Annotated in this window: 21 protein-coding genes; 11 read left to right on the forward strand and 10 right to left on the reverse strand. The window is 60.1% G+C overall.

Annotation, left to right across the window (positions count from 1 at the left end; genetic code table 11):
• Nucleotides 1-3 precede the first annotated feature (3 nt).
• The 3 genes from QU606_RS28575 (at nt 4) to QU606_RS28585 (ending at nt 2,942) form a co-directional block, all read left to right on the forward strand.
• Complete coding sequence (locus tag QU606_RS28575) at nt 4-741, forward strand: NAD(P)-dependent oxidoreductase (RefSeq protein ID WP_304997877.1); 738 nt, start codon at nt 4-6, stop codon at nt 739-741.
• 139 nt (nt 742-880) lie between these two features.
• Complete coding sequence (locus QU606_RS28580; protein WP_102625304.1) at nt 881-2,296, forward strand: MFS transporter; 1,416 nt, start codon at nt 881-883, stop codon at nt 2,294-2,296.
• Nucleotides 2,297-2,429: 133 nt separating this feature from the next.
• Nucleotides 2,430-2,942 carry a hypothetical protein gene (locus tag QU606_RS28585; protein ID WP_024077066.1) on the forward strand — a complete coding sequence of 171 codons (513 nt, stop codon included), beginning with the start codon at nt 2,430-2,432 and terminating at the stop codon, nt 2,940-2,942.
• Between the two features lie 149 nt (nt 2,943-3,091).
• Here QU606_RS28585 and QU606_RS28590 read toward each other — a convergent pair whose 3' ends face one another.
• Nucleotides 3,092-3,964 (reverse strand): LysR family transcriptional regulator, encoded by an 873-nt coding sequence (locus QU606_RS28590; RefSeq protein ID WP_304997878.1) that lies wholly within the window; start codon nt 3,962-3,964, stop codon nt 3,092-3,094.
• 96 nt (nt 3,965-4,060) lie between these two features.
• Between QU606_RS28590 and gstA the strand changes: the two genes are divergently transcribed.
• From gstA to QU606_RS28605, 3 genes are all read left to right on the forward strand, one after another.
• Entirely contained in the window at nt 4,061-4,663 is a 603-nt protein-coding gene (gene gstA / locus QU606_RS28595; RefSeq protein ID WP_024077068.1) for a glutathione transferase GstA, read from the forward strand.
• A 399-nt stretch (nt 4,664-5,062) separates the two neighbouring features.
• Entirely contained in the window at nt 5,063-5,500 is a 438-nt protein-coding gene (locus QU606_RS28600; RefSeq protein WP_024077070.1) for a GNAT family N-acetyltransferase, read from the forward strand.
• Nucleotides 5,501-5,559: 59 nt separating this feature from the next.
• Nucleotides 5,560-6,378, forward strand: coding sequence for a class I SAM-dependent methyltransferase (locus QU606_RS28605; RefSeq protein ID WP_069076888.1), 819 nt, complete (start codon nt 5,560-5,562; stop codon nt 6,376-6,378).
• A gap of 74 nt (nt 6,379-6,452) precedes the next feature.
• Here the strand turns inward: QU606_RS28605 and def are convergent, their stop codons facing one another.
• The 3 genes from def to QU606_RS28620 all read right to left on the reverse strand — a co-directional run bounded on the left by def (nt 6,453) and on the right by QU606_RS28620 (nt 8,313).
• Nucleotides 6,453-6,992 (reverse strand): peptide deformylase, encoded by a 540-nt coding sequence (def, locus tag QU606_RS28610; protein ID WP_024077072.1) that lies wholly within the window; start codon nt 6,990-6,992, stop codon nt 6,453-6,455.
• Between the two features lie 3 nt (nt 6,993-6,995).
• Nucleotides 6,996-7,946 (reverse strand): YihY/virulence factor BrkB family protein, encoded by a 951-nt coding sequence (locus tag QU606_RS28615; protein WP_024077073.1) that lies wholly within the window; start codon nt 7,944-7,946, stop codon nt 6,996-6,998.
• Between the two features lie 181 nt (nt 7,947-8,127).
• Nucleotides 8,128-8,313: a CsbD family protein gene (locus QU606_RS28620; RefSeq protein ID WP_024077074.1), complete on the reverse strand. Its 186-nt coding sequence runs from the start codon at nt 8,311-8,313 to the stop codon at nt 8,128-8,130.
• Nucleotides 8,314-8,513: 200 nt separating this feature from the next.
• On the opposite strand from QU606_RS28620, the gene QU606_RS28625 reads away from it, so the two are divergent.
• Nucleotides 8,514-8,891 carry a hypothetical protein gene (locus QU606_RS28625; protein ID WP_024077075.1) on the forward strand — a complete coding sequence of 126 codons (378 nt, stop codon included), beginning with the start codon at nt 8,514-8,516 and terminating at the stop codon, nt 8,889-8,891.
• 119 nt (nt 8,892-9,010) lie between these two features.
• Here the strand turns inward: QU606_RS28625 and fadD1 are convergent, their stop codons facing one another.
• Together fadD1 and fadD2 are read right to left on the reverse strand one after the other, a co-directional pair.
• Complete coding sequence (fadD1, locus tag QU606_RS28630; protein WP_024077076.1) at nt 9,011-10,702, reverse strand: long-chain-fatty-acid--CoA ligase FadD1; 1,692 nt, start codon at nt 10,700-10,702, stop codon at nt 9,011-9,013.
• A 383-nt stretch (nt 10,703-11,085) separates the two neighbouring features.
• Entirely contained in the window at nt 11,086-12,774 is a 1,689-nt protein-coding gene (fadD2, locus tag QU606_RS28635; RefSeq protein ID WP_304997879.1) for a long-chain-fatty-acid--CoA ligase FadD2, read from the reverse strand.
• Between the two features lie 221 nt (nt 12,775-12,995).
• Here fadD2 and QU606_RS28640 point away from each other — a divergent pair, with 221 nt between their 5' ends.
• Both QU606_RS28640 and QU606_RS28645 read left to right on the forward strand, forming a co-directional pair.
• Entirely contained in the window at nt 12,996-13,940 is a 945-nt protein-coding gene (locus tag QU606_RS28640; RefSeq protein WP_102625434.1) for an alpha/beta hydrolase, read from the forward strand.
• 57 nt (nt 13,941-13,997) lie between these two features.
• On the forward strand, nt 13,998-14,468 hold the full coding sequence (locus tag QU606_RS28645) for a MaoC family dehydratase (protein ID WP_024077080.1): 471 nt from the start codon (nt 13,998-14,000) through the stop codon (nt 14,466-14,468).
• 136 nt (nt 14,469-14,604) lie between these two features.
• Here the strand turns inward: QU606_RS28645 and QU606_RS28650 are convergent, their stop codons facing one another.
• Nucleotides 14,605-15,072, reverse strand: a complete 468-nt coding sequence (locus QU606_RS28650; RefSeq protein ID WP_024077081.1) for a PA2169 family four-helix-bundle protein — start codon at nt 15,070-15,072, stop codon at nt 14,605-14,607.
• 207 nt (nt 15,073-15,279) lie between these two features.
• On the opposite strand from QU606_RS28650, the gene QU606_RS28655 reads away from it, so the two are divergent.
• Nucleotides 15,280-15,516 carry a DUF3820 family protein gene (locus QU606_RS28655; RefSeq protein ID WP_003213031.1) on the forward strand — a complete coding sequence of 79 codons (237 nt, stop codon included), beginning with the start codon at nt 15,280-15,282 and terminating at the stop codon, nt 15,514-15,516.
• Between the two features lie 11 nt (nt 15,517-15,527).
• Entirely contained in the window at nt 15,528-16,703 is a 1,176-nt protein-coding gene (locus QU606_RS28660) for an aminotransferase class V-fold PLP-dependent enzyme (RefSeq protein WP_024077082.1), read from the forward strand.
• 106 nt (nt 16,704-16,809) lie between these two features.
• Here QU606_RS28660 and QU606_RS28665 read toward each other — a convergent pair whose 3' ends face one another.
• From QU606_RS28665 to zwf, 3 genes are read right to left on the reverse strand one after another with little or no spacing between them, the layout of a single operon-like run.
• Nucleotides 16,810-17,475: a bifunctional 4-hydroxy-2-oxoglutarate aldolase/2-dehydro-3-deoxy-phosphogluconate aldolase gene (locus QU606_RS28665; protein ID WP_025858441.1), complete on the reverse strand. Its 666-nt coding sequence runs from the start codon at nt 17,473-17,475 to the stop codon at nt 16,810-16,812.
• Between the two features lie 17 nt (nt 17,476-17,492).
• Nucleotides 17,493-18,206 (reverse strand): 6-phosphogluconolactonase, encoded by a 714-nt coding sequence (gene pgl, locus QU606_RS28670; protein WP_102625437.1) that lies wholly within the window; start codon nt 18,204-18,206, stop codon nt 17,493-17,495.
• On the reverse strand, nt 18,193-19,659 hold the full coding sequence (gene zwf / locus QU606_RS28675; RefSeq protein WP_024077084.1) for a glucose-6-phosphate dehydrogenase: 1,467 nt from the start codon (nt 19,657-19,659) through the stop codon (nt 18,193-18,195). The genes pgl and zwf overlap by 14 nt, the downstream gene beginning before the upstream one ends.
• Nucleotides 19,660-19,686: the final 27 nt, after the last annotated feature.

Raw genomic sequence — 19,686 nt, forward strand, 5'->3', positions numbered from 1 at the left:
CACGTGAAAGGATTCAACGTACTGCTCACCGGCGCTTGCGGCAGAATCGGCAAGACATTTTTCGAGGCTTCGAAAGACCGCTACCGTTTCATCCTCACTGACCGCGTCGCGCCGGATTTCGACCTGGGTGACCACCGCTTCGTACACGCCGACCTTAGCGACCGCTCCACCCTCACCGCCCTGCTCGAAGGCATCGACGTGATCGTGCACCTGTCGGGCATCCCCCACGCCAGCGCGTCGTTCGAGGAGTTGCTGCCCAACAATATCCTCGCCACCACCTACCTGTTCGAAGCCGCCGTGGCCGCAGGCGTGGAGCGCCTGGTATTTGCCAGCAGCGCCCAGACCATCGAAGGCTACCCGGTAGACCGCCAGATCACCCCCGGCATGCCCGTGCTGCCTGCCAACCTGTATGGCGTGAGCAAATGCTACGGCGAGGCGTTATGCGGTTATTACGCAGCGAAAACCCCGCTATCGACCATCGCCCTGCGCATCGGCGCCTTCGAATTCCCCGAGGCCCATGACCTGCGCAACGCCCGCGACCTCAGCGCCTGGCTTAGCCCCCGTGACGCGGTGCAATTGCTGCAACGTGCAGTGGAAACAGCCGGGGTCAAACACCTGATCGCCCATGGCATCTCCAATAACCGCTTCAAGCGCCTGGATTTAAGCGAAACCACGCGCGTGCTGGGCTATCAACCGGTGGATGACGCGTTCCAGGCCTTTGAAATTCCGATCACCTTCTGAGCACACGCCATAAAACCTTGAAACACCACGCCGACGCGCAATAAATCAGCGAATCGGCGTGCCATCGCGGGCAACTTCACAAGCGGCGATTTCCGTTAGCAGGCTAAGATTCCACTTCACTGCCCCTGGAATCTGCCCCATGTCGACACTCACTGCCTCTGCCACGGACGGCATCGACCCGGTCCGTGCCGCCCATATCAGCGCGCGCATCGACCGCCTGCCGGCTGTCGCCAGTATCTGGCGCCTGGTGGCGCTGCTGTCGATTGGCGGTTTTTTCGAGCTGTATGACCTGTTCCAGACCGCCTACATCAGCCCGGGCCTGATCAAGGACGGCATCTTTGCCACCGGCAGCGGCGGTGTATTCGGCTTCTCCGACCAGGCCGCGTTCGCCTCGGCGACCTTTCTTGGCCTGTTCCTCGGGGCCAGCCTGCTCAGCCCCATCGCCGACCGCTTCGGGCGCCGGGCGATCTTCACCTTCGCGTTGATCTGGTACACCGTCGCCACGGTGTTGATGGGTATCCAGACGTCCGCCCTGGGCATCATCTGCATGCGCTTCCTGGTGGGCATCGGTCTGGGCATCGAGCTGGTCACCATCGACGCTTACCTGTCGGAACTGGTACCCAAGCGCATGCGCAGCTCGGCGTTCGCCTTTGCGTTTTTCATCCAGTTCCTGTCGGTGCCGGCGGTGGCCTTGATGTCGTGGTGGCTGGTGCCCCAGGCGCCGTTCGGCGTCGCCGGCTGGCGCTGGGTAGTGCTGTCGAGTGCAGTGTTTGCGCTATTTATCTGGCAACTGCGCAAGCGCCTGCCGGAATCACCGCGCTGGCTGGCGCAGAAAGGTCGTTTCGGCGAAGCCAGTGCGATCATGGACAACCTCGAAGCCCGCTGTCAGAAGGATTACGGCCAGCCGCTGGATGAGCCCGAACCGGAAACCGTCAGCGTGCAAGGCAGCGGCCGCTTTGCCGATATCTGGCAACCCCCGTACCGCCGCCGTGCGTTGATGCTGATCGTGTTCCATGTGTTCCAGGCCATCGGTTTTTTCGGCTTTGGCAACTGGCTGCCGGCGTTGCTCTCGGGCCAGGGTGTCAGCGTGACCCACAGCTTGCTGTACGCCTTTATCATCACGCTCGCCTACCCCTTGGGGCCGTTGTTGTTCGTGAAGGTGGCCAACCGCTTTGAAAACAAATGGCAGATTGTCGGCTCGGCCATGGGCGCGATGATCTTCGGTAGCCTGTTCGCCCTGCAGACCACGGCGGTAGGGTTGGTGATCTGCGGGGTGATGATCACGTTCTGCAATGCCTGGTTGAGCTTCAGTTATCACTCGTACCAGAGCGAACTGTTCCCGACCAATATCCGCGCGCGGGCGGTGGGGTTCTGTTATTCGTTCAGCCGCTTGTCCACGGTGTTCAGCAGCCTGTTGATCGGTTTTATCCTCGAACACCTGGGCACCCCGGGCGTGTTGGCGTTTATCGCCAGCAGCATGTTGATCGTGATGATCACCATCAGTTGGTTCGGGCCGCGTACGCGCAATCTGGCGTTGGAAAATATCGCCCACTGACGGCAACGATTGGCCGTCGACGGGACAACTATTGCCGCGACGGCCGTGCGCGCCCCAGTAAAACCGGGGTGATGCTGCCCGGCACGCTAATTGCTCCACCTGAGGCACCGTACATTTCCCCAGGTGAACCATCATGCTGGTTAACAACAACACTCAAGCCGTATCGACCGTCCAACAGCTCAAGCGCCCCGATATGGACCCCGCCAACGCCGCCGCCAGCACGCTATACAGCGGCGCCCTGCAAGCGGCGCAGCAAAGCGTGACCGTGCCAGTTGTACAGAAGGCACTGGACAAGGCCAACGATCGCATCGACGAAGCCTTCGCCAAGACCCGCGTGCAGTTGCAAGCGAGCACGGCAGCCACTCCGGCGACCACGGATGTACCCGCCGCCGGTTCCACCACCAGCAGCGCACGCGCAGACTTCACCGATTACATGAGCAAAACCCCGGCCGAACGTATCCGCGAGCAGTTGCTCAAGGAGCAAGGGTTGACCGAGGAACAAGTGCAGGCCATGCCCCAGGAAAAACAGGATGCGATCGCCAAGCAGGTGGCTGAGCGCGTGAAAGTACAACAAGAGCAGCAGGTAGCGGCGAAGACCGCGGCGCCCCAGGCGCAGTCGGTGAAAGACACCCTCGCGGCGATCTAAGCAACCGCGCAAGGCAAACCCTGTCTGCGACTTGGCGCTGTCGTACAGCAAACCGGCCCCCTGATGGCGAGCGGGCCGGTTCCCGATCACTGGGTGTCAGTCTCAACCTTGGGCGACTGATCCATCGCCCCCTGGTGGATTCAAGCGCATCAACGTTCAGCCAGCATCTTCAACAACGCGTCGGCGGCGGCCGAAGGTGGGCGGTTGGGTGAACCGACCAGGGCAAACTCGCGGTACCGCGGCGCTGTCAGCGGCATCACGCGTAAACCCTGGCGCTCGACCGGCAGGGCCATCTCCGGCACCAGCGTCACGCCAACGCCTTCGCGTACCAGGCTGAAGGCGCTGCTCCATTCGCGGACTTCCACGCGGATATCGCGCAGGGTCAGCCCTACCGCGGCGCCCAGGCTGCGGGCATTGGCGCTGCAACCACCGGTGGCAAGCACGAAGGCTTGTTCGAACAGTTCCTCAAGACTTACGCTTGCATCGGCCGGGCGTTGTGCCAGTGGATGGTTCGTCGGCAGCACTGCCATCCAGCAGTCACGGCCCAATATGGTGGCCTGGCGCTCGGGCTTGGGGTTGAGCACCACGCCCAGGTCGATCAGGTCGGCCTCGAGCAGGGTCAGCACCTCGTTATCGGTAACATCCAGGGTGGTGACGTCGATACCGGGATATAACTGGCGGAAACGTTGCAAAAACGGCGTCAGAAAGGTCGCGAGCACCATGGGGAAACTAGCGATGCGAATCGTCCCCCGCAGCATGGGCCTGGCCTCATCCACAGTACTGCGAATCGCCTGCAAGGCCCCGAGCATCACCCGCGCCTGCTCGATCACACTCAGCCCCAGGGCGGTGGGCAAGGTCTTGCGCGGCTCGCGGGTAAACAACTGAGCACCCAGCGTCGCCTCCATGCCAGCCATGGCCTGGCTGGCGGCGGACTGGGTCATGCCGACATGTCCGGCGGCGGCGGTGATGCTGCCGTGATCGGCCACCGCCACCAGCAGGCGCCAGTGCATCAGGTTCATCATGACAGTCGCTGTCCTTATGGCAGGGATCCGAAGGTTTAATTTTACGCAAGGTGCCACGGCGGTGAGACTGGCGCAAATTCAACGGAGCTGTCACAGATGAAACTGTATTTCTTCCCCAATGCCTGTTCCCTCGCCCCCCATATCGTGCTGCGCGAATTGGCGCTTCCGTTCGACCTGGTGCGCGTGGATAACCAGGCCAAAACCACTGCCGATGGCCAGGACTTCCTGCAGATCAACCCCAAGGGCTATGTGGCAGCGCTGCAACTGGACAACGGCCAGGTGTTGACCGAAGCCAGCGCGATCCTGCAATACCTGGCCGACCTCAAACCCGACGCGGGCCTGGCCCCGGCCAATGGCAGCTGGGAGCGCGTGCGCTTGCAGGAGTGGCTGAATTTTATTGCGACTGAAATTCATGGTGGGTTGGCAGTGTTTTTCAACAATGCGATTCAGGGCGAGGTCAAAGCCTCGTTCCAGGCCACGCTGTTCAAGCGCTTCGCGGTGCTGGTGCAGACCCTGGAGCACCAGGATTACCTGTTAGGCGCGCACTATTCAGTAGCGGATGCCTACCTGTTCGTGGTGCTGCGCTGGGCGGGGTTTCACGCCATTGATCTGGGCAAGTGGCCGGCGCTGGCGGCGTTTCAACAGCGGGTGGGCGAGCGGCCAACGGTCATCGCCGCGCTGGCCGCCGAAAATTCATGATCTGAAATAGACGCCAGTGTGGCACCGGCTCGCCTGCAATGACTGGGGGGGCTGCATGCGGCACAGAGGCCGTGCGCTGTTCTGGTAGAGGGGGCGTGCGGCAGCTCAGAGCAGGTGTTTCCTGCTCTGTGCAATGAGGCGGGAAAATCTGGCAGATCATTGGGTTATAAGCTTGTCACTCAGTGACCGAACAGACCTGTGTCGGTTTTCTTGGCTTTCTTGTCGGCGCGTTTTTCGTCGGCGGTTTTTGCCGGTTTCTTCTTCGCGGCTTTCTTTGAATCCATACCTTTGGCCATGATGCGTGCTCCACTTACAGGGGATGTAACACTGGGTATACCACCTATTGCCCTACAGAAGGCGCTTATAATCCCCGGCCCGTGATTACGCTGCCTGAAGACCATGCCCGAGTTGACCATCGATCTGCTGGCAGAGCCCCTGTGGCCGCTGCTGAACAAGTTTTATCGCAGCCACCAGTCGTCGATGAAGGCGCTCAAGGGCGGACGTCTGTGGGTGGCGCGCCGCCGCGAGATTGTCGCCGGCCTGTGCCTCACGCCCGTGGTTGGCGGGCAATGGTTGACGGGCGTGTTTGTCGACCCGGCGTATCGCGGCCAGGGTCTGGCAGCCCGCTTGATCGGTGCGGCGGTGGCAGATGTGGAAGGCACCGTGTGGCTGCTCTGTCATCCGGAGCTGGAAGGCGTTTATCAGCGCATGGGCTTTACCCAGGACACGCTGTTGCCGCAATCCCTCAGCGAACGACTGGTGCGCTACAAGCGTAACAAGCCGATGATTGCGATGGGCTTAGAACCTTTGGTGAGGTCGACCTCGGATAATGTGTGATCGGCCGACACTGGGCCCATGCTAGCCTCGACGGCACAGAAGCCCTCTACAGGATGATCATGAAAACGACGCTTGCAGCTCTGTCCCTCACCGCCCTCCTCGCGCCAACCTTCAGCCAGGCCGCCGACGCGCCGATTACCGCCAAGCAATACGCCAGTGTGCTGGCCGGCAGTTGGCGCGACCCGGCCAACAGCGCGCGTGACGTCTATCGCCATCCGCAGCAGACACTTGAGTTCTTTGGCCTGGGCGCCCAGCAGAGGGTGATCGAAATCACCCCAGGTGGCGGCTGGTACAGCGAGATTCTCGCACCGCTGCTCAAGGACCACGGGCACTACATCGCCGCCGTGCAGGCCCCCAGTGTGAGTGCCTACGCGCGCACGTCGGAAGAAAACCTGAAAAAGAAATTCGCCGCCGACCCGGCGCGCTACGCCAAGGCTGAAGTGGTCGAGTTCGATCCCAAGGCCCCGGTGTTCGGCAAACCCGCTTCGGCGGATGCAGTGCTGACGTTCCGCAATGTGCATAACTGGGTGTTGGCCGATACCGCCGAGGCCACTTTCAGCGGGTTCTACAACGTGTTGAAACCGGGTGGCGTGCTGGGGGTGGAAGACCATCGCGCCAAGGACGGCGCAAACCTTGACGCCATCAAGGACAGTGGTTACCTGACCACGGCGCAGGTGGTGAAGCTGGCGACCGATGCCGGGTTCAAACTGGCCGGGCAGAGTGAGGTCAACGCCAACCCGAAGGACACCAAGGACTATGCCGGCGGCGTCTGGACCTTGCCGCCGACGTTGAAGCTGGGCGAGCAGGATAAGGCCAGGTATGTGGCGATTGGCGAATCGGACCGGATGACGTTGCGGTTCGTCAAACCAGCCAAATGATCTGACTCACCGCCGCCCCCCTGTGGCGGGGGCAAACCAGCCCCTTCCACAGGGATTTGTGGGTATCGGCGAGGTTATTCGTCGGCCGTCGGGTCCATGTCCGGGAACATCACTTCGATAAACCCGAACTTGCTGAAGTCGGTGATCCGCGACGGGTACAGCCGGCCGATCAGGTGGTCGCATTCATGCTGCACCACGCGCGCGTGGAAGCCTTCGGCGATACGTACGATCGGCTCGCCCTTGGGGTCGAAACCTTCGTAGCGAATCTGCTGGTAACGGTCTACCGCGCCACGCAGGCCGGGTACGGAAAGGCAACCTTCGTAGCCCTCTTCCAGTATCGGGCTCAGCGGTGTGATCAGCGGGTTGATCAGGATCGTCTGTGGTACGGCCGGAGCGTCCGGGTAGCGTTCACTGCTCTCGAAACCAAAGATCACCAGTTGCAGGTCGACGCCAATCTGCGGTGCGGCCAGGCCGACGCCGCCGACGTGCTCCATGGTCTGGAACATGTCGTCAATCAATTGCCACAGCTCGGGGCTGTCGAACATTTCCGGCGGGACCGGTGGCGCGATACGCAGCAGGCGTTCGTCGCCCATTTTCAGGATTTCACGGATCATCGATCAGACTTCGTCAGGGGTGGGCTTGGAATGGTCTCGGCCGAGGCCAGAGACGTGCTGTTTCTCACTCACGTGGGTGTGTGCATCGAATGCCTTTTCGCCGGGGTCCTTGCCTTCGGCGGACATGTGTTCGATCACGGCATTCATCTCCGCACCGAGCAACAACACGGCAGCAGAAATATAGAAGTACAGGAGCAGGACAATGATTGCACCGATACTGCCATACATGGCGTTGTAGTCGGCGAAGGTCTTGACGTAGTAGCCAAAGCCCAGGGACGCGACGATCCACACCACCACCGCCAGCACGGAACCTGGGGTAATAAAGCGGAATTTCTGCTCGACATCGGGCATCACGTAGTACATCAGGGCCACAGCGAACATCAGCAGGACCACGATCAGCGGCCAGCGCAGGATGGTCCACAAGGTGACCACGAATTCCTGCATACCGATTTGCCCCGCCAGCCACTCCATCACCTGCGGCCCGAGCACCATCAGCGCAGCGGCGGCCAGCAGCATGCCGGCGATGCCCACGGTGTAGAAAATCGACAACGGAAACCGCTTCCAGATCGGCCGCCCTTCGACCACGTCGTAGGCGGCGTTCATCGCGCTCATCATCAAGCGCACGCCGGCCGAGGCGGTCCATAGTGCAATCACGATACCCACCGACAGCAGGCCACCCTTGGACTGCTGCAACTGGTCGATCACCGGGTTGACCTGCTCCAGGGCCTGGGGCGGCAACACCAGTTCCGACTGCAGGCGCAGCCAGGTGAAAAAGTCCGGCAGGTGCAGGAAACCGATCAAGGCAATGAGGAACAGCAGGAACGGAAACAAGGAAAACAGCATCTGGTAGGCCAGTGCCGAGGCGTAAGTCGACATCTCGTCGTTGACGAATTCCTTGACCGTGCGCACCAGCACTGTGTGCAGCTTGAGGCCATCGAGTACCGGAAAAATCATAGCGTCTCCTTTCGCCGCAAAAAGGTTGAGTTCAGGGGCGACTCAGGGGGCGTTTTCTACATCAAAGTAGCCTATCTGGCGACTTTGAAACAATTTCAAGAATTTAGTTGCACCGCCGCACATAAAAACGGCCATCCGTGGATGGCCGTTGGGCTGAAGGAACACAGCCAGCGATTCAGGTTTACTTGGTCGCTTTTTTGACGGCATCCTTGGTGTCGCCGACGGCTTTCTGCACTTCGCCTTTCTTTTCCTGAATGACACCTTCAGCACGCAACTTATCGTTGCCGGTCACTTTGCCGACGCCTTGCTTGATGTTGCCGACAGCTTCGTTCGCGACGCCTTTTACCTTATCCGATGTGCTGCTCATGGTATGCCTCCGAAAGAACAATCAAGGGTTTTGGTCATTACCTAAAGATTGACCGGGGGCTGTTCGGCAGAGTTTCAATTATTTTTCGGTGGGCATTTCATCGCCATGCGCAGGTTTGGCTTTATGTTTTGCGGCCAACCCACGAGAATGCGCGGCACATTCAGGCTATAACGCTGAATAACAGATCCCGTAGGAAGGTTATGAAACTCAATAAAGCACAGGCCATCGCCCGCAGAAACCAGGAACTGGGCGGTGCCGTTCTCGGCGTCAACAACTGCCATTTCACCGACCTGGACCGCAAACGCAATATCTGGTGGTTCGACTTGCCGGTGGCGCGGATTGCCGTGGGCCAGTACGAGTGGATTCACCTGTTGATGCACAACGCCGAGACCGACCAGTTGCTGCACCTGAAGGTGCCGACGGTATTCCTGCGTGAAAAGCTCGAAGGGCTGGTGGTGCGCAATGCGGGCAAGCGCAAGCCGGAGATTACCCTGGAGCTGAGCGCGGACAAGGATTCGTTCCTGAAGGATGTGCGTCCGGCGGGTGCCGGTGTCAACTTCGCGCAGTTCGCCCTGTAGGAACGCGGCAAAAAAAAAATGAGGGAGGGGGCCTGCCCGCGATAGCAGAGTGTCAGTCACTGAATCGGTTGACTTCACACCGCCATCGGGGGCAAGCCCCCTCCCACATTTGGGTTACGTTACTTTTTAAGACCGAGTTTCTTCAGCTCTTCATCGCGCAACTCACGACGCAGGATCTTGCCCACGTTGGTGGTCGGCAACGCATCGCGGAACTCCACGGCCTTGGGCACCTTGTAGCCGGTGACATTGGCGCGCATGTGCTCCATCACCTGGTCCTTGGTCAGGGTCGCCCCCGGCTTGACCACGATGAAGATCTTGATGTGCTCCCCGGATTTTTCGTCCGGCACGCCGATGGCCGCGCATTGCAGCACGCCCGGCAGGGTCGCCAGCACGTCTTCGAGTTCATTGGGGTAGACGTTGAAGCCGGAGACCAGAATCATGTCCTTCTTGCGGTCGACAATGCGCATGTAACCGTCCGGCTGGATGATCGCGATGTCACCGGTCTTCAGCCAGCCTTCGCTGTCGAGAATCTCCGCGGTGGCGTCTTCGCGCTGCCAGTAGCCCTTCATCACCTGCGGGCCCTTGACGCACAGTTCGCCGACTTCACCGAGGGCCAACTCGACGCCGTCATCGGTGATGACTTTGCACAGGGTCGACGGCACCGGAATGCCGATAGTGCCAATCTGAATGTTCTGGATCGGGTTGACCGTCGCCACCGGGCTGGTCTCGGTCATGCCGTAGCCTTCGCAGATGTTGCAACCGGTCACGGCCTTCCAACGCTCGGCCGCCGCCAGCTGCAGGGCCATGCCACCCGACAGGGTGACTTTCAGTGCAGAGAAGTCCAGCTTGCGGAAACCTTCGTTGTTGCACAGCGCCACGAACAACGTGTTCAAGCCGACAAAGCCGCTGAACTTCCATTTCGACAGTTCCTTGACCATCGCCGGCAGGTCGCGCGGGTTGCTGATCAGGATGTTGTGGTTGCCGATCAGCATCATCGCCATGCAATGAAAGGTGAACGCGTAGATGTGGTACAGCGGCAGCGGGGTGATGAGAATCTCGCACCCTTCGTTGAGGTTCGACCCCATCAGCGCCTTGCACTGCAGCATGTTGGCCACCAGGTTGCGGTGGGTAAGCATCGCGCCCTTGGCCACGCCGGTGGTACCGCCAGTGTATTGCAGCACGGCCACATCGCTGCTGGCCGGGCTGGCATCGTTGACCGGTTGGCCGTGGCCCTTGGCGAGCACCTCGTTGAACTTGATCGCCTTGGGCAAGTGATAGGCCGGGACCATTTTCTTCACGTACTTGATGACGCTGTTGATCAGCAGGCGCTTGAACGGCGACAACAGGTCGGCAACCTCGGTGACGATCACATGCTTGACGGCGGTCTTGGGCACGACCTTTTCCGCCAGGTGAGCCATATTGGCCAGGCACACCAGGGCCTTGGCGCCGGAATCGTTGAATTGGTGTTCCATTTCCCGCGCGGTGTACAGCGGGTTGGTGTTGACCACGATCAGGCCGGCACGGATAGCGCCGAATACGGCGACCGGGTATTGCAGGACGTTGGGCAGTTGCACGGCGATACGATCGCCGGGCTTCAAGTCGGTATGCTGTTGCAGGTACGCGGCGAACGCGCCGGACAATTCGTACAATTCACCGTAGGTGATTGTCTTGCCCAGGTTGCTGAAAGCCGGTTTGTTGGCGAAGCGCTGGCAGGACTGTTTCAGTACCGCCTGAATATTTGGATACTCGTCTGGATTGATGTCTGCAGCAATCCCGGCGGGGTACTTATCCTTCCAAAAGTCTACGTTCATGGAAGCCCACTCCTCAGCGACGCGAATTCATCATCGCATTTGATGCGATTATTATTGGTGTATGTTTTTTTAGGTGAGTCTGGCGCGTTCAAGCAGGCCGAGAGGTCACAAAGCGCGCCGAGAGTAGCAGCTTTGCCAAGGGCCGACTAGATCCAAAAGAGGGCCCTACAGTCATAATCATGACTGTCCTACAATATTTGGTCACACTCTAAACAAGGGTGAAATCACCCAGAAAAAGGCTCTGGAATAGGCCCTTCAAGGCGATAAACAGCAATGTGGGAGGGGGCTTGCCCCCGATAGCAATGGTTCAGCCAACACATTTGGTGACTGATACATCGCCATCGGGGGCAAGCCCCCTCCCACATTGTCGAGCCCAATTCCAATCAGGCGATATCGCGCAACTCACGCCGCAAAATCTTGCCCACCGGCGTCATCGGCAACGACTCGCGCAGCACAATATGCTTGGGCACCTTGTACCCCGTGAAGTTGGTCTTGCAGTAGTTCTTCAACTCTTCAAGGCTCACGCCCTCGGCCCGCGCCACCACGAACAGTTTCACCGCCTCCCCCGTGCGATCGTCCGGCACGCCGATCACCGCGCAGTTGGCCACCGCCGGGTGGGCCATCACCACGTCTTCGATTTCGTTCGGATACACGTTGAAACCCGAGACAATGATCAGGTCCTTCTTGCGATCCACAATACGGATGAAACCATCGGCGTCGATCACCGCGATGTCGCCGGTCTTGAGCCAACCCTCGGCGTCCAGGGTCTCGGCGGTGGCGACCGGTTGCTGCCAGTAGCCCTTCATCACTTGCGGACCTTTGATACATAGCTCGCCGCGCTCGCCCAGGGGCAACTCGACGCCCTCTTCATCAATCACCTTCATCGCCGTGGCCGGCACCGGGATACCTACGGTGCCCAGACGAGACTGCTTGCCATAGGGGTTGGTACTGGCAACGGGGGAGGTTTCAGTCAGGCCATAGCCCTCGCCGATTGTACAGCCCGTGATCTGCTGCCAGCGTTCGGCCGTGGCCTTGATCAGCGCGGTACCGCCGGAGTTGGTGAGCTTGAGGTGGGAGAAATCCAGGCTCTTGAAGTCCGGATGGTCCATCAGTGCCACGAACAGCGTGTTGAGCCCCAGCAACCCGGTAAAGCGCCAGTTCTTCAGTTCCTTGATAAAGCCGCCGATGTCGCGCGGGTTGGTGATCAGCACGTTGTGGTTGCCGGAGACCATCATGCACATGCAATTCGCGGTGAACGCATAGATGTGGTACAGCGGCAGCGGCGCGATCATCACCTCCTGCCCTTCCTTGATCAGCGGATGGCCATCTTCGCCAATCTGCGACATGCACGCGCGCACCTGCTGCATATTGGCCACCAGGTTGCCATGGGTGAGCATCGCGCCCTTGGCCAGGCCGGTGGTGCCGCCGGTGTATTGCAGCACGGCGATATCGTCGAGGCTCACCGGATGGCGGATCAGACCCTGCCCCGCGCCCATGCGCAACGCGCGCTTGAACGACACCGCACGCGGCAGGTGATAGGCCGGCACCATCTTCTTCACTTTGTCGACCACGGTGTTGACCAACCAGCCCTTGGCGGCGGGCATGAAGTCGCCCATCCTGGCTTCGATCAGGTAGTCGATCTCGGTATCAGTGCAGACCTCCTGCACCCGCGCCCCGAACAGGTTGAGGTAGACCAGGGCACGAATGCCGGCGTCCTTGAACTGGTGGCGCATCTCGCGCGGGGTGTACAACGGGTTGGTGTTGACAACAATCAGCCCGGCGCGCAGCGCACCGAACACCGCAACCGGGTAGTGCAGCACGTTGGGCATCTGCACCGCGATGCGATCGCCGGGCTTGAGGTCTGTGTGCTGTTGCAGGTAGCCGGCGAACGCCGCGCTCTGGCGTTCAAGTTCGGCGTAGGTCAGCGTGATCCCCATGTTGCTGAACGCCGGACGGTCGGCAAAAGCCTTGCAGGAACGCTCGAAGACTTCGATCACCGACTTGTAGCTGGTGAGGTCGATGTCATTGGGGACACCCGCCGCGCGTTTGTCATTCCAGAAATCAGGTTGCATTATTCTTGTCCTCTTACCTGAGTGTGTCCGGCCGCTGCAGCTATAAAAGCGTGCTGCTATAGAAAGCGGAGCTTTGGGGACGTTAGCAGTAATGGCCAAACAGGCAAATACAGAACTGAGCTTCATTAATTGCGTGAATCTTCCTACAAGGGCTTGCACAGATCAGCCGCAACCCTCGGGATGAGCTATACACTGCAACGACCCTGAGCAAAGGAACCGCCATGAACCACACCACCTTCTGGCTGACCGCGAATGACCGCAGCCGCCTGTACGTCAACCAGTGGCTGCCCGACGGCACGCCCAAGGCCCTGGTGATGCTGTCCCATGGCATGGCCGAGCACAGTGGTCGCTACGCGCGCCTGGCCCAGGCCTTGTGCGGCGCCGGCTACGGCCTGTATGCGCTGGACCAGCGCGGCCATGGCCGCACCGCTGACGAAGGTACGCTAGGGTTGTTCGCCGAGCAGGACGGCTGGAACAAGGTGGTGGGTGACCTGGCCAGTCTCAATCAGCATATCGGCCAGCAGCAGCCGGGCCTTCCGATCATTTTGCTGGGGCACAGCATGGGCAGCTACATCGCCCAGGCCTACCTGCTGCACCACAGCGCCAGCCTGGACGGTGCGATCCTCAGCGGTTCGAATTTCCAGCCGGTGGCGCTGTATCGCGCAGCGCGAATCATCGCCCGCGCCGAACGCCTGCGCCAGGGCCCGCGCGGGCGCAGTGCATTGATTGAATTCCTGTCATTCGGATCGTTCAACAAGGCGTTCAAACCCAATCGCACCGGTTTCGACTGGCTCAGTCGCGACCCGGTTGAGGTCGACAAGTACATCCATGACCCGCTCTGTGGTTTCCGCTGCACCAACCAACTGTGGATCGACCTGCTGGGTGGCTTGCAGCAAATCAGCAAAGCGTCCAATCTCGCGCAGATCGATCCCGGCCTGCCGATCCTGGTGATGGGCGGCGAATGTGATCCGGTGAGTGAAGGCAAGCGTCTCAAAAGCCTGGCCAACGCATTGCGCGAGGCCGGCTGCCGGAACCTGCAACTGACTATCTACCCACAGGCGCGTCACGAAGTGTTCAACGAAACCAATCGCGACGAAGTCACAGCGGATGTGCTGACGTGGCTCGACCAGGCCTTGAGTTTGCGCAGGCCAGCCCGCTGCGAATAATTTTTCCTTTAAAATCATCCGTTTAAATTATCGATTAGCCACAGGATGCACCTTTAGATGACCCAGGTAACCAACACCCCGTACGAAGCCCTCGAAGTTGGCCAGACCGCCAGCTACAGCAAGACCGTCGAAGAGCGCGACATCCAACTGTTCGCCGCGATGTCGGGCGACCACAACCCGGTGCACCTGGATGCCGAATACGCCAAGGCGACCATGTTCAAGGAGCGTATCGCTCACGGCATGTTCAGCGGAGCGCTGATCAGTGCGGCGGTGGCCTGCGAGCTGCCTGGGCCGGGCACGATCTATATCGGCCAGCAGATGACCTTCCAGAAGCCGGTGAAAATCGGCGATACCCTGACCGTGCGTCTGGAAATCCTCGAGAAGCTGCCTAAGTTCCGCGTACGCATTGCCACCCGCGTGTTCAACCAGCGTGATGAGCTGGTGGTGGATGGCGAAGCCGAAATCCTCGCACCGCGCAAGCAGCAGGTAGTCACCTTGACCGAACTGCCGCCGATCAGCATCGGCTGATAGCCATTTCAGAGTCAGCACAATGCAAATGTGGGAGAGGGCTTGCTCCCGATAGTGGAGGATCAGTCATTGAAATATCGACTGATCTTCCGCTATCGGGGGCAAGCCCCCTCCCACAATTGTTACAGCGCAGGGCTTACGACTGAGCGCGAGCCTGGTTACGCAGGGCTTTCACCTGGTCGTGGTTACGTTGCACGCCGTGGAACTGACGTTCAACCAAGTCACGAATGCCCAGCAAGTTGTGCTTGTTGATCTTCTCGATGGCTTCTTTGTAAGCCTTCAGTGCGTGGTCTTCACCGCGCTCGGCTTCGTTCAGCACAGCCTCTTCATCTTTACCGGTCACCATCGACTTCACGTCGACCCAGCCACGGTGCAGGGCACCGGCTACGCTACCGGAATCTTCTGGGTCACCGCCCAGGGCACGCACGGCCGTCTTCAGTTCGGCGGCGGCAGTGGCGCAGTCAGCGGAGCGCTTGGCAAACAGAGCCTTGAGTTCTGGGTGCTTGATATCTTCAGCGCATTCCTTGAAGCCTTTCTGGCCGTCGATGCTGGTCTCGATCAGGTCGTTGAGTACGGAGATGGATTCTTTGTTGATGTCGGTCATTTTTCAATTCCTTAGGCAGGTGAAGAAGGGTTGCCTTAATGATTGCAGCGCCCGTGCCAGTTTTTTAGAAAATACTTTTATGTTTACTTTCAACAACTTAAAAATATTTTAACCATCTGTATGTACGTTATTTGCATGATCTGTCATTTGGCCTTCATGCAGAATGCCTGTATTTTCCAAGGTCTCGACGCAAACGCCTGAGCCTTCATGAACCCCGAAAAACTCGAACTGCTGATCACCCGCGAAATGCCCTTCGGCAAGTACAAGGGACGCATCATCGCGGACCTGCCCGGCCCGTACCTGAACTGGTTTGCCCGTGAAGGTTTCCCCCACGGCGAACTCGGCGGCCTGCTGGCCCTGATGCAGGAGATCGACCACAACGGCTTGTCCGAACTGCTGGAACCGCTGCGCGCCAAACACGGCAAACCCGCCCCTCGTCATTAGGAACCTATGCCATGCCATGGAATGCAGATAACGAAACCCACTGGCTGGCCATCGCCCAGCGCTATGCCCTGGAGCCAGGCCCGATCAACCTGGAAAACGGCTACTTCGGGCGCATGAGCCACGCGGTGCAAGCGCAGTACCTGGAGCACGTGGCGTTTATCAACCGCAGTAACGCGGTGCATGTGCGCCAGCGTTTCGAGCAGGGCGAGAACGAGACGATCCGCCGCCAACTGGCCGAGCTGATCGATGCCGACCCCGAAGCCGTCACATTCACCCGCAATGCCACCGAAGCGTTGCAGTCGTTGATCCGCAACTACAACCGCCTGCAACCGGGCGATCAGGTGCTGATCAGCGATCTGGAGTACGACACAGTGAAAGGCGCCATGCGCTGGCTGGCCGGCTACAGAGGGGTGGAGGTGATCGAAATGTCCCACGCTCATCCGGCCAGTTTCGACAGCTTGGTGCAGACCTATCGTGATGCGTTCGAGCGCTACCCGCGCCTCAAGCTGATGGCGCTGACCCACGTGACCCATCGCACCGGCCTGGTGATGCCTGTCGAGGCCATCGCCAGGGCTGCACGTGAGCATGACATCGACGTGATCCTCGACGGCGCTCATGCACTGGGCCAGATCGAGTTCAACCTCGTCGAGCTGGGCATTCAGTTCGCCGGTTTCAACCTGCACAAATGGATCGGCGCGCCGCTGACCCTGGGGTTTCTCTATATCGCCCCCGAACGCCTGGCTGACATAGATCCGGACATGGGCGAGTTCCACTACCCCGCCACCGACGTTCGTGCACGTACGTCGTACAGCACGCCAAACTTTCCGGCACTGATGACCTTGCCCCTGGTGTTTGAAGAGCATCGCGCAATGGGCGGCGCGAAAGCCAAGGGCGCCCGGGTCAATTACCTGAGGGATTTGTGGGTGAGCCGGGTACGGCCGTTGCCGGGCATCGAGGTACTGACGCCGGACGATCCACGGCTGTATTGCGGGATTACGGCATTCAAGTTCATTGGCCGGGATCAGCAGGTCATGGCGGACCGGTTGCTCAAGGACTTCAACCTGTTCACCACCACGCGTGTCGGAGCGTCGTTCGGTACCTGCATTCGGGTGACGCCAGGGTTGCTGACCTCAGCGGCGGACATCGATGTGCTGGTCAACGCCATTACCGAGCTAAGCAGCGATTAAACGTGGGAGAGGGCTCAGTTTTTTGCAGGCAAAAAAAAGCGGTACACCGACCAAGTGCACCGCAAAAATGCCGTCAAGCACAGCAACAACGATTCGGTAAATCAGATCAGTCCAGCAGCGCCAGCGCCTCGGCGGTGACTTCCTGGATACGCGCCCAGTCGCCGTTCTTGACCCACTCCGGGTCAAGCATCCAGCTACCGCCCACGCACATCACGTTTTTCAACGCCATGTAGTTCTTGATGTTGGCCGGGCCAACCCCGCCGGTCGGGCAGAATTTCACTTCGCCGAACGGGCCGCCCAGGGCCTTGATGGCCGCTACACCGCCACTGACTTCGGCCGGGAACAGCTTGAAGCGACGATAGCCCAGGCCATAGCCTTCCATGATGCCCGAGGCATTGCTGATGCCGGGCAGCAGCGGAATCGGGCTGTGCACCGAGGCTTCCAGCAGGTCGCGGGTAATGCCAGGGGTGACGATAAATTGCGAGCCTGCCACTTCGGCCGCTTCAAGCATGTGGCGGTCGAGTACGGTGCCGGCGCCGGTGCACAGCTCAGGGCGCTGCTCGCGCAGGACCTGGATGGCCTTGAGGCCGAACTCCGAACGCAGGGTCACTTCCAATGCGGTCAAACCACCGGCGGCCAGGGCATCGGCCAGGGGCAGGATGTCCTGTTCGCGGGCAATGGTAATCACGGGCAGGATCCGCGCCTTGGCGCAGAGGCTGTCGATCAGGGCAACTTTATCCGCCATGGACACGGTCGGTTGAGGGCTTTTCATAGCGGCTGATCCTTGGCTCATGGGCACCAGTAAATCTCTAAAGTAGGTTGCAAAAACGCGCGAATCGGCATGGCAGCAACGTCGTCACTGGCCAGCGCGGCGCTCAAGGTGGTCAATTTCGAACTGCCGGAGATCGACAGCACGGTGTAGTTGGCCGTGGCCAGCAGCGCGCGACTCATGGTCAGGCGCTGGTGCGGCACGGTCGGCGCCAGCATCGGCCAGCAACGGCGGGTACCGTCGGCCTGCAGGGCTTCGCTCAGGTTCGGGCTGTTGGGAAACAGCGATGCGGTGTGGCCGTCATCACCCATGCCCAATACCAGCACATCAATGGCTGGCAGTTCGGCCAGCAGGCGATCGGCCTGCCGGGCAGCGTCTTCAAGGTTGGCGGCGGCGCTGTACAGGCTGAGGAACTTGGCCTTGGCTGCCGGGCCTTGCAACAGGTGCTGCTTCAACAAACCGGCATTGCTGTCGGCATGTTCCACCGGCACCCAACGCTCGTCGGCCAGGGTGATGGTGACCTTGGACCAGTCCAGGCCCTGCTTGGCCAGGTTCTGGAAAAACGCCACGGGGCTACGGCCACCGGACACCACCAGGGTCGCTTCGCCACGGGCACTGATGGCCGCGCGCAGTTGTTCGGCCACGTCATTGGCCAGGCCGTCCGCCAGCAGCGCGGGCGTACGGTACTCATGGGCAGTGACGCCCTGAGGCAGTTTCAATTCAGATATCGCCATACCATGACCTCCCATCCCGCGTGATCAGTGCAATCGAGCTCATCGGCCCCCAGGACCCCGCCGCGTACGGCTTGGGCGCATCGCCGGACTTCTTCCACCCGGCGATCAACTGGTCACACCACTTCCACGCGGCTTCGATTTCATCTTTGCGAACAAACAGGTTCTGATTGCCGCGCATCACTTCCAGTAACAACCGCTCGTAGGCATCCGGGATACGGGCGCTGCGGTAAGTGTCGGAAAAATTCAGTTGCAGAGGGCCGCTGCGCAGTTGCATGCCCTTGTCCAGGCCCTGCTCCTTGGTCATCACCCGCAAGGAGATCCCTTCGTCCGGTTGCAGGCGAATGATCAGCTTGTTGCTGATCTGCAGGCGCTGCTCAGGGGCGAAGATATAGTGGGACGGTTCCTTGAAGTGGATCACGATCTGCGACAGCTTTTGCGGCATGCGCTTGCCGGTACGCAGGTAGAACGGCACCCCGGCCCACCGCCAGTTACGGATATCGGCGCGCAGGGCAACGAAGGTCTCGGTGTCGCTCTGGGTGTTGGAGTTCTCTTCTTCCAGGTAACCCGGCACCGGCTTGCCAGCGCTGTAGCCAGCGATGTACTGGCCGCGGACCACCTGGGTAGTCAGGCCATCCGGGCTGATCGGTGCCAGCGCCTTGAGCACCTTGACCTTCTCGTCGCGGATACTGTCGGCGGACAGGTCGGCGGGCGGGTCCATGGCAATCAGGCACAGCAGCTGCAACAGGTGGTTCTGGATCATGTCGCGCAGTTGGCCGGCCTTGTCGAAGTAACCCCAACGGCCTTCGATCCCGACCTGCTCGGCCACGGTGATTTCCACGTGGGAAATGTAGTTCTGGTTCCACTGGGTTTCGAACAGGCTGTTGGCGAAACGCAGGGCGATCAGGTTCTGGACAGTTTCCTTGCCAAGGTAGTGATCGATACGGTAGGTGCGGTTTTCCGGGAAAAACTGCGCCACGGCGTCGTTGACCTTACGCGAGGATTCCAGGTCCGAACCGATGGGTTTTTCCAGCACCACCCGGGTATTTTCCGCCAGGCCGACCTTGGACAGGTTCTCGCAAATCGCGCCGTACACTGCAGCCGGCGTGGCAAAGTAGGCAATCAGGCGTTGCTCGGTGCCGGCGATTTCAGCCAGGGCCACGTAATCGTCGGCTTTCATGAAGTCGACGTGAACATAGGTCAACCGCGCGAGGAAACGCTGGGCGACGCTCTCGTCCAGTTCCTTGCCGACGTACTTGCGCAGTTCTTTTTCGATATGGGCCAGGTGCTGTTGCTCGGAACCGGCTTCACGGGCCAGGGCCAGGATGCGCGTGTTGTCGTGCAGCAGCCCGGCGCCATCGAGTTGATAGAGGGCAGGAAATAACTTGCGCAGCGCCAGATCACCCAAGGCGCCAAACAGGGCAAAGGTGCAGGGTTCTACGGTTATCGAAGGCATGATGTTTGTTCTTTTATCAAGTTAAGC

The organism is Pseudomonas sp. OVF7, from assembly GCF_030644265.1.
Classification (GTDB): Bacteria; Pseudomonadota; Gammaproteobacteria; order Pseudomonadales; family Pseudomonadaceae; genus Aquipseudomonas; species Aquipseudomonas gorinensis.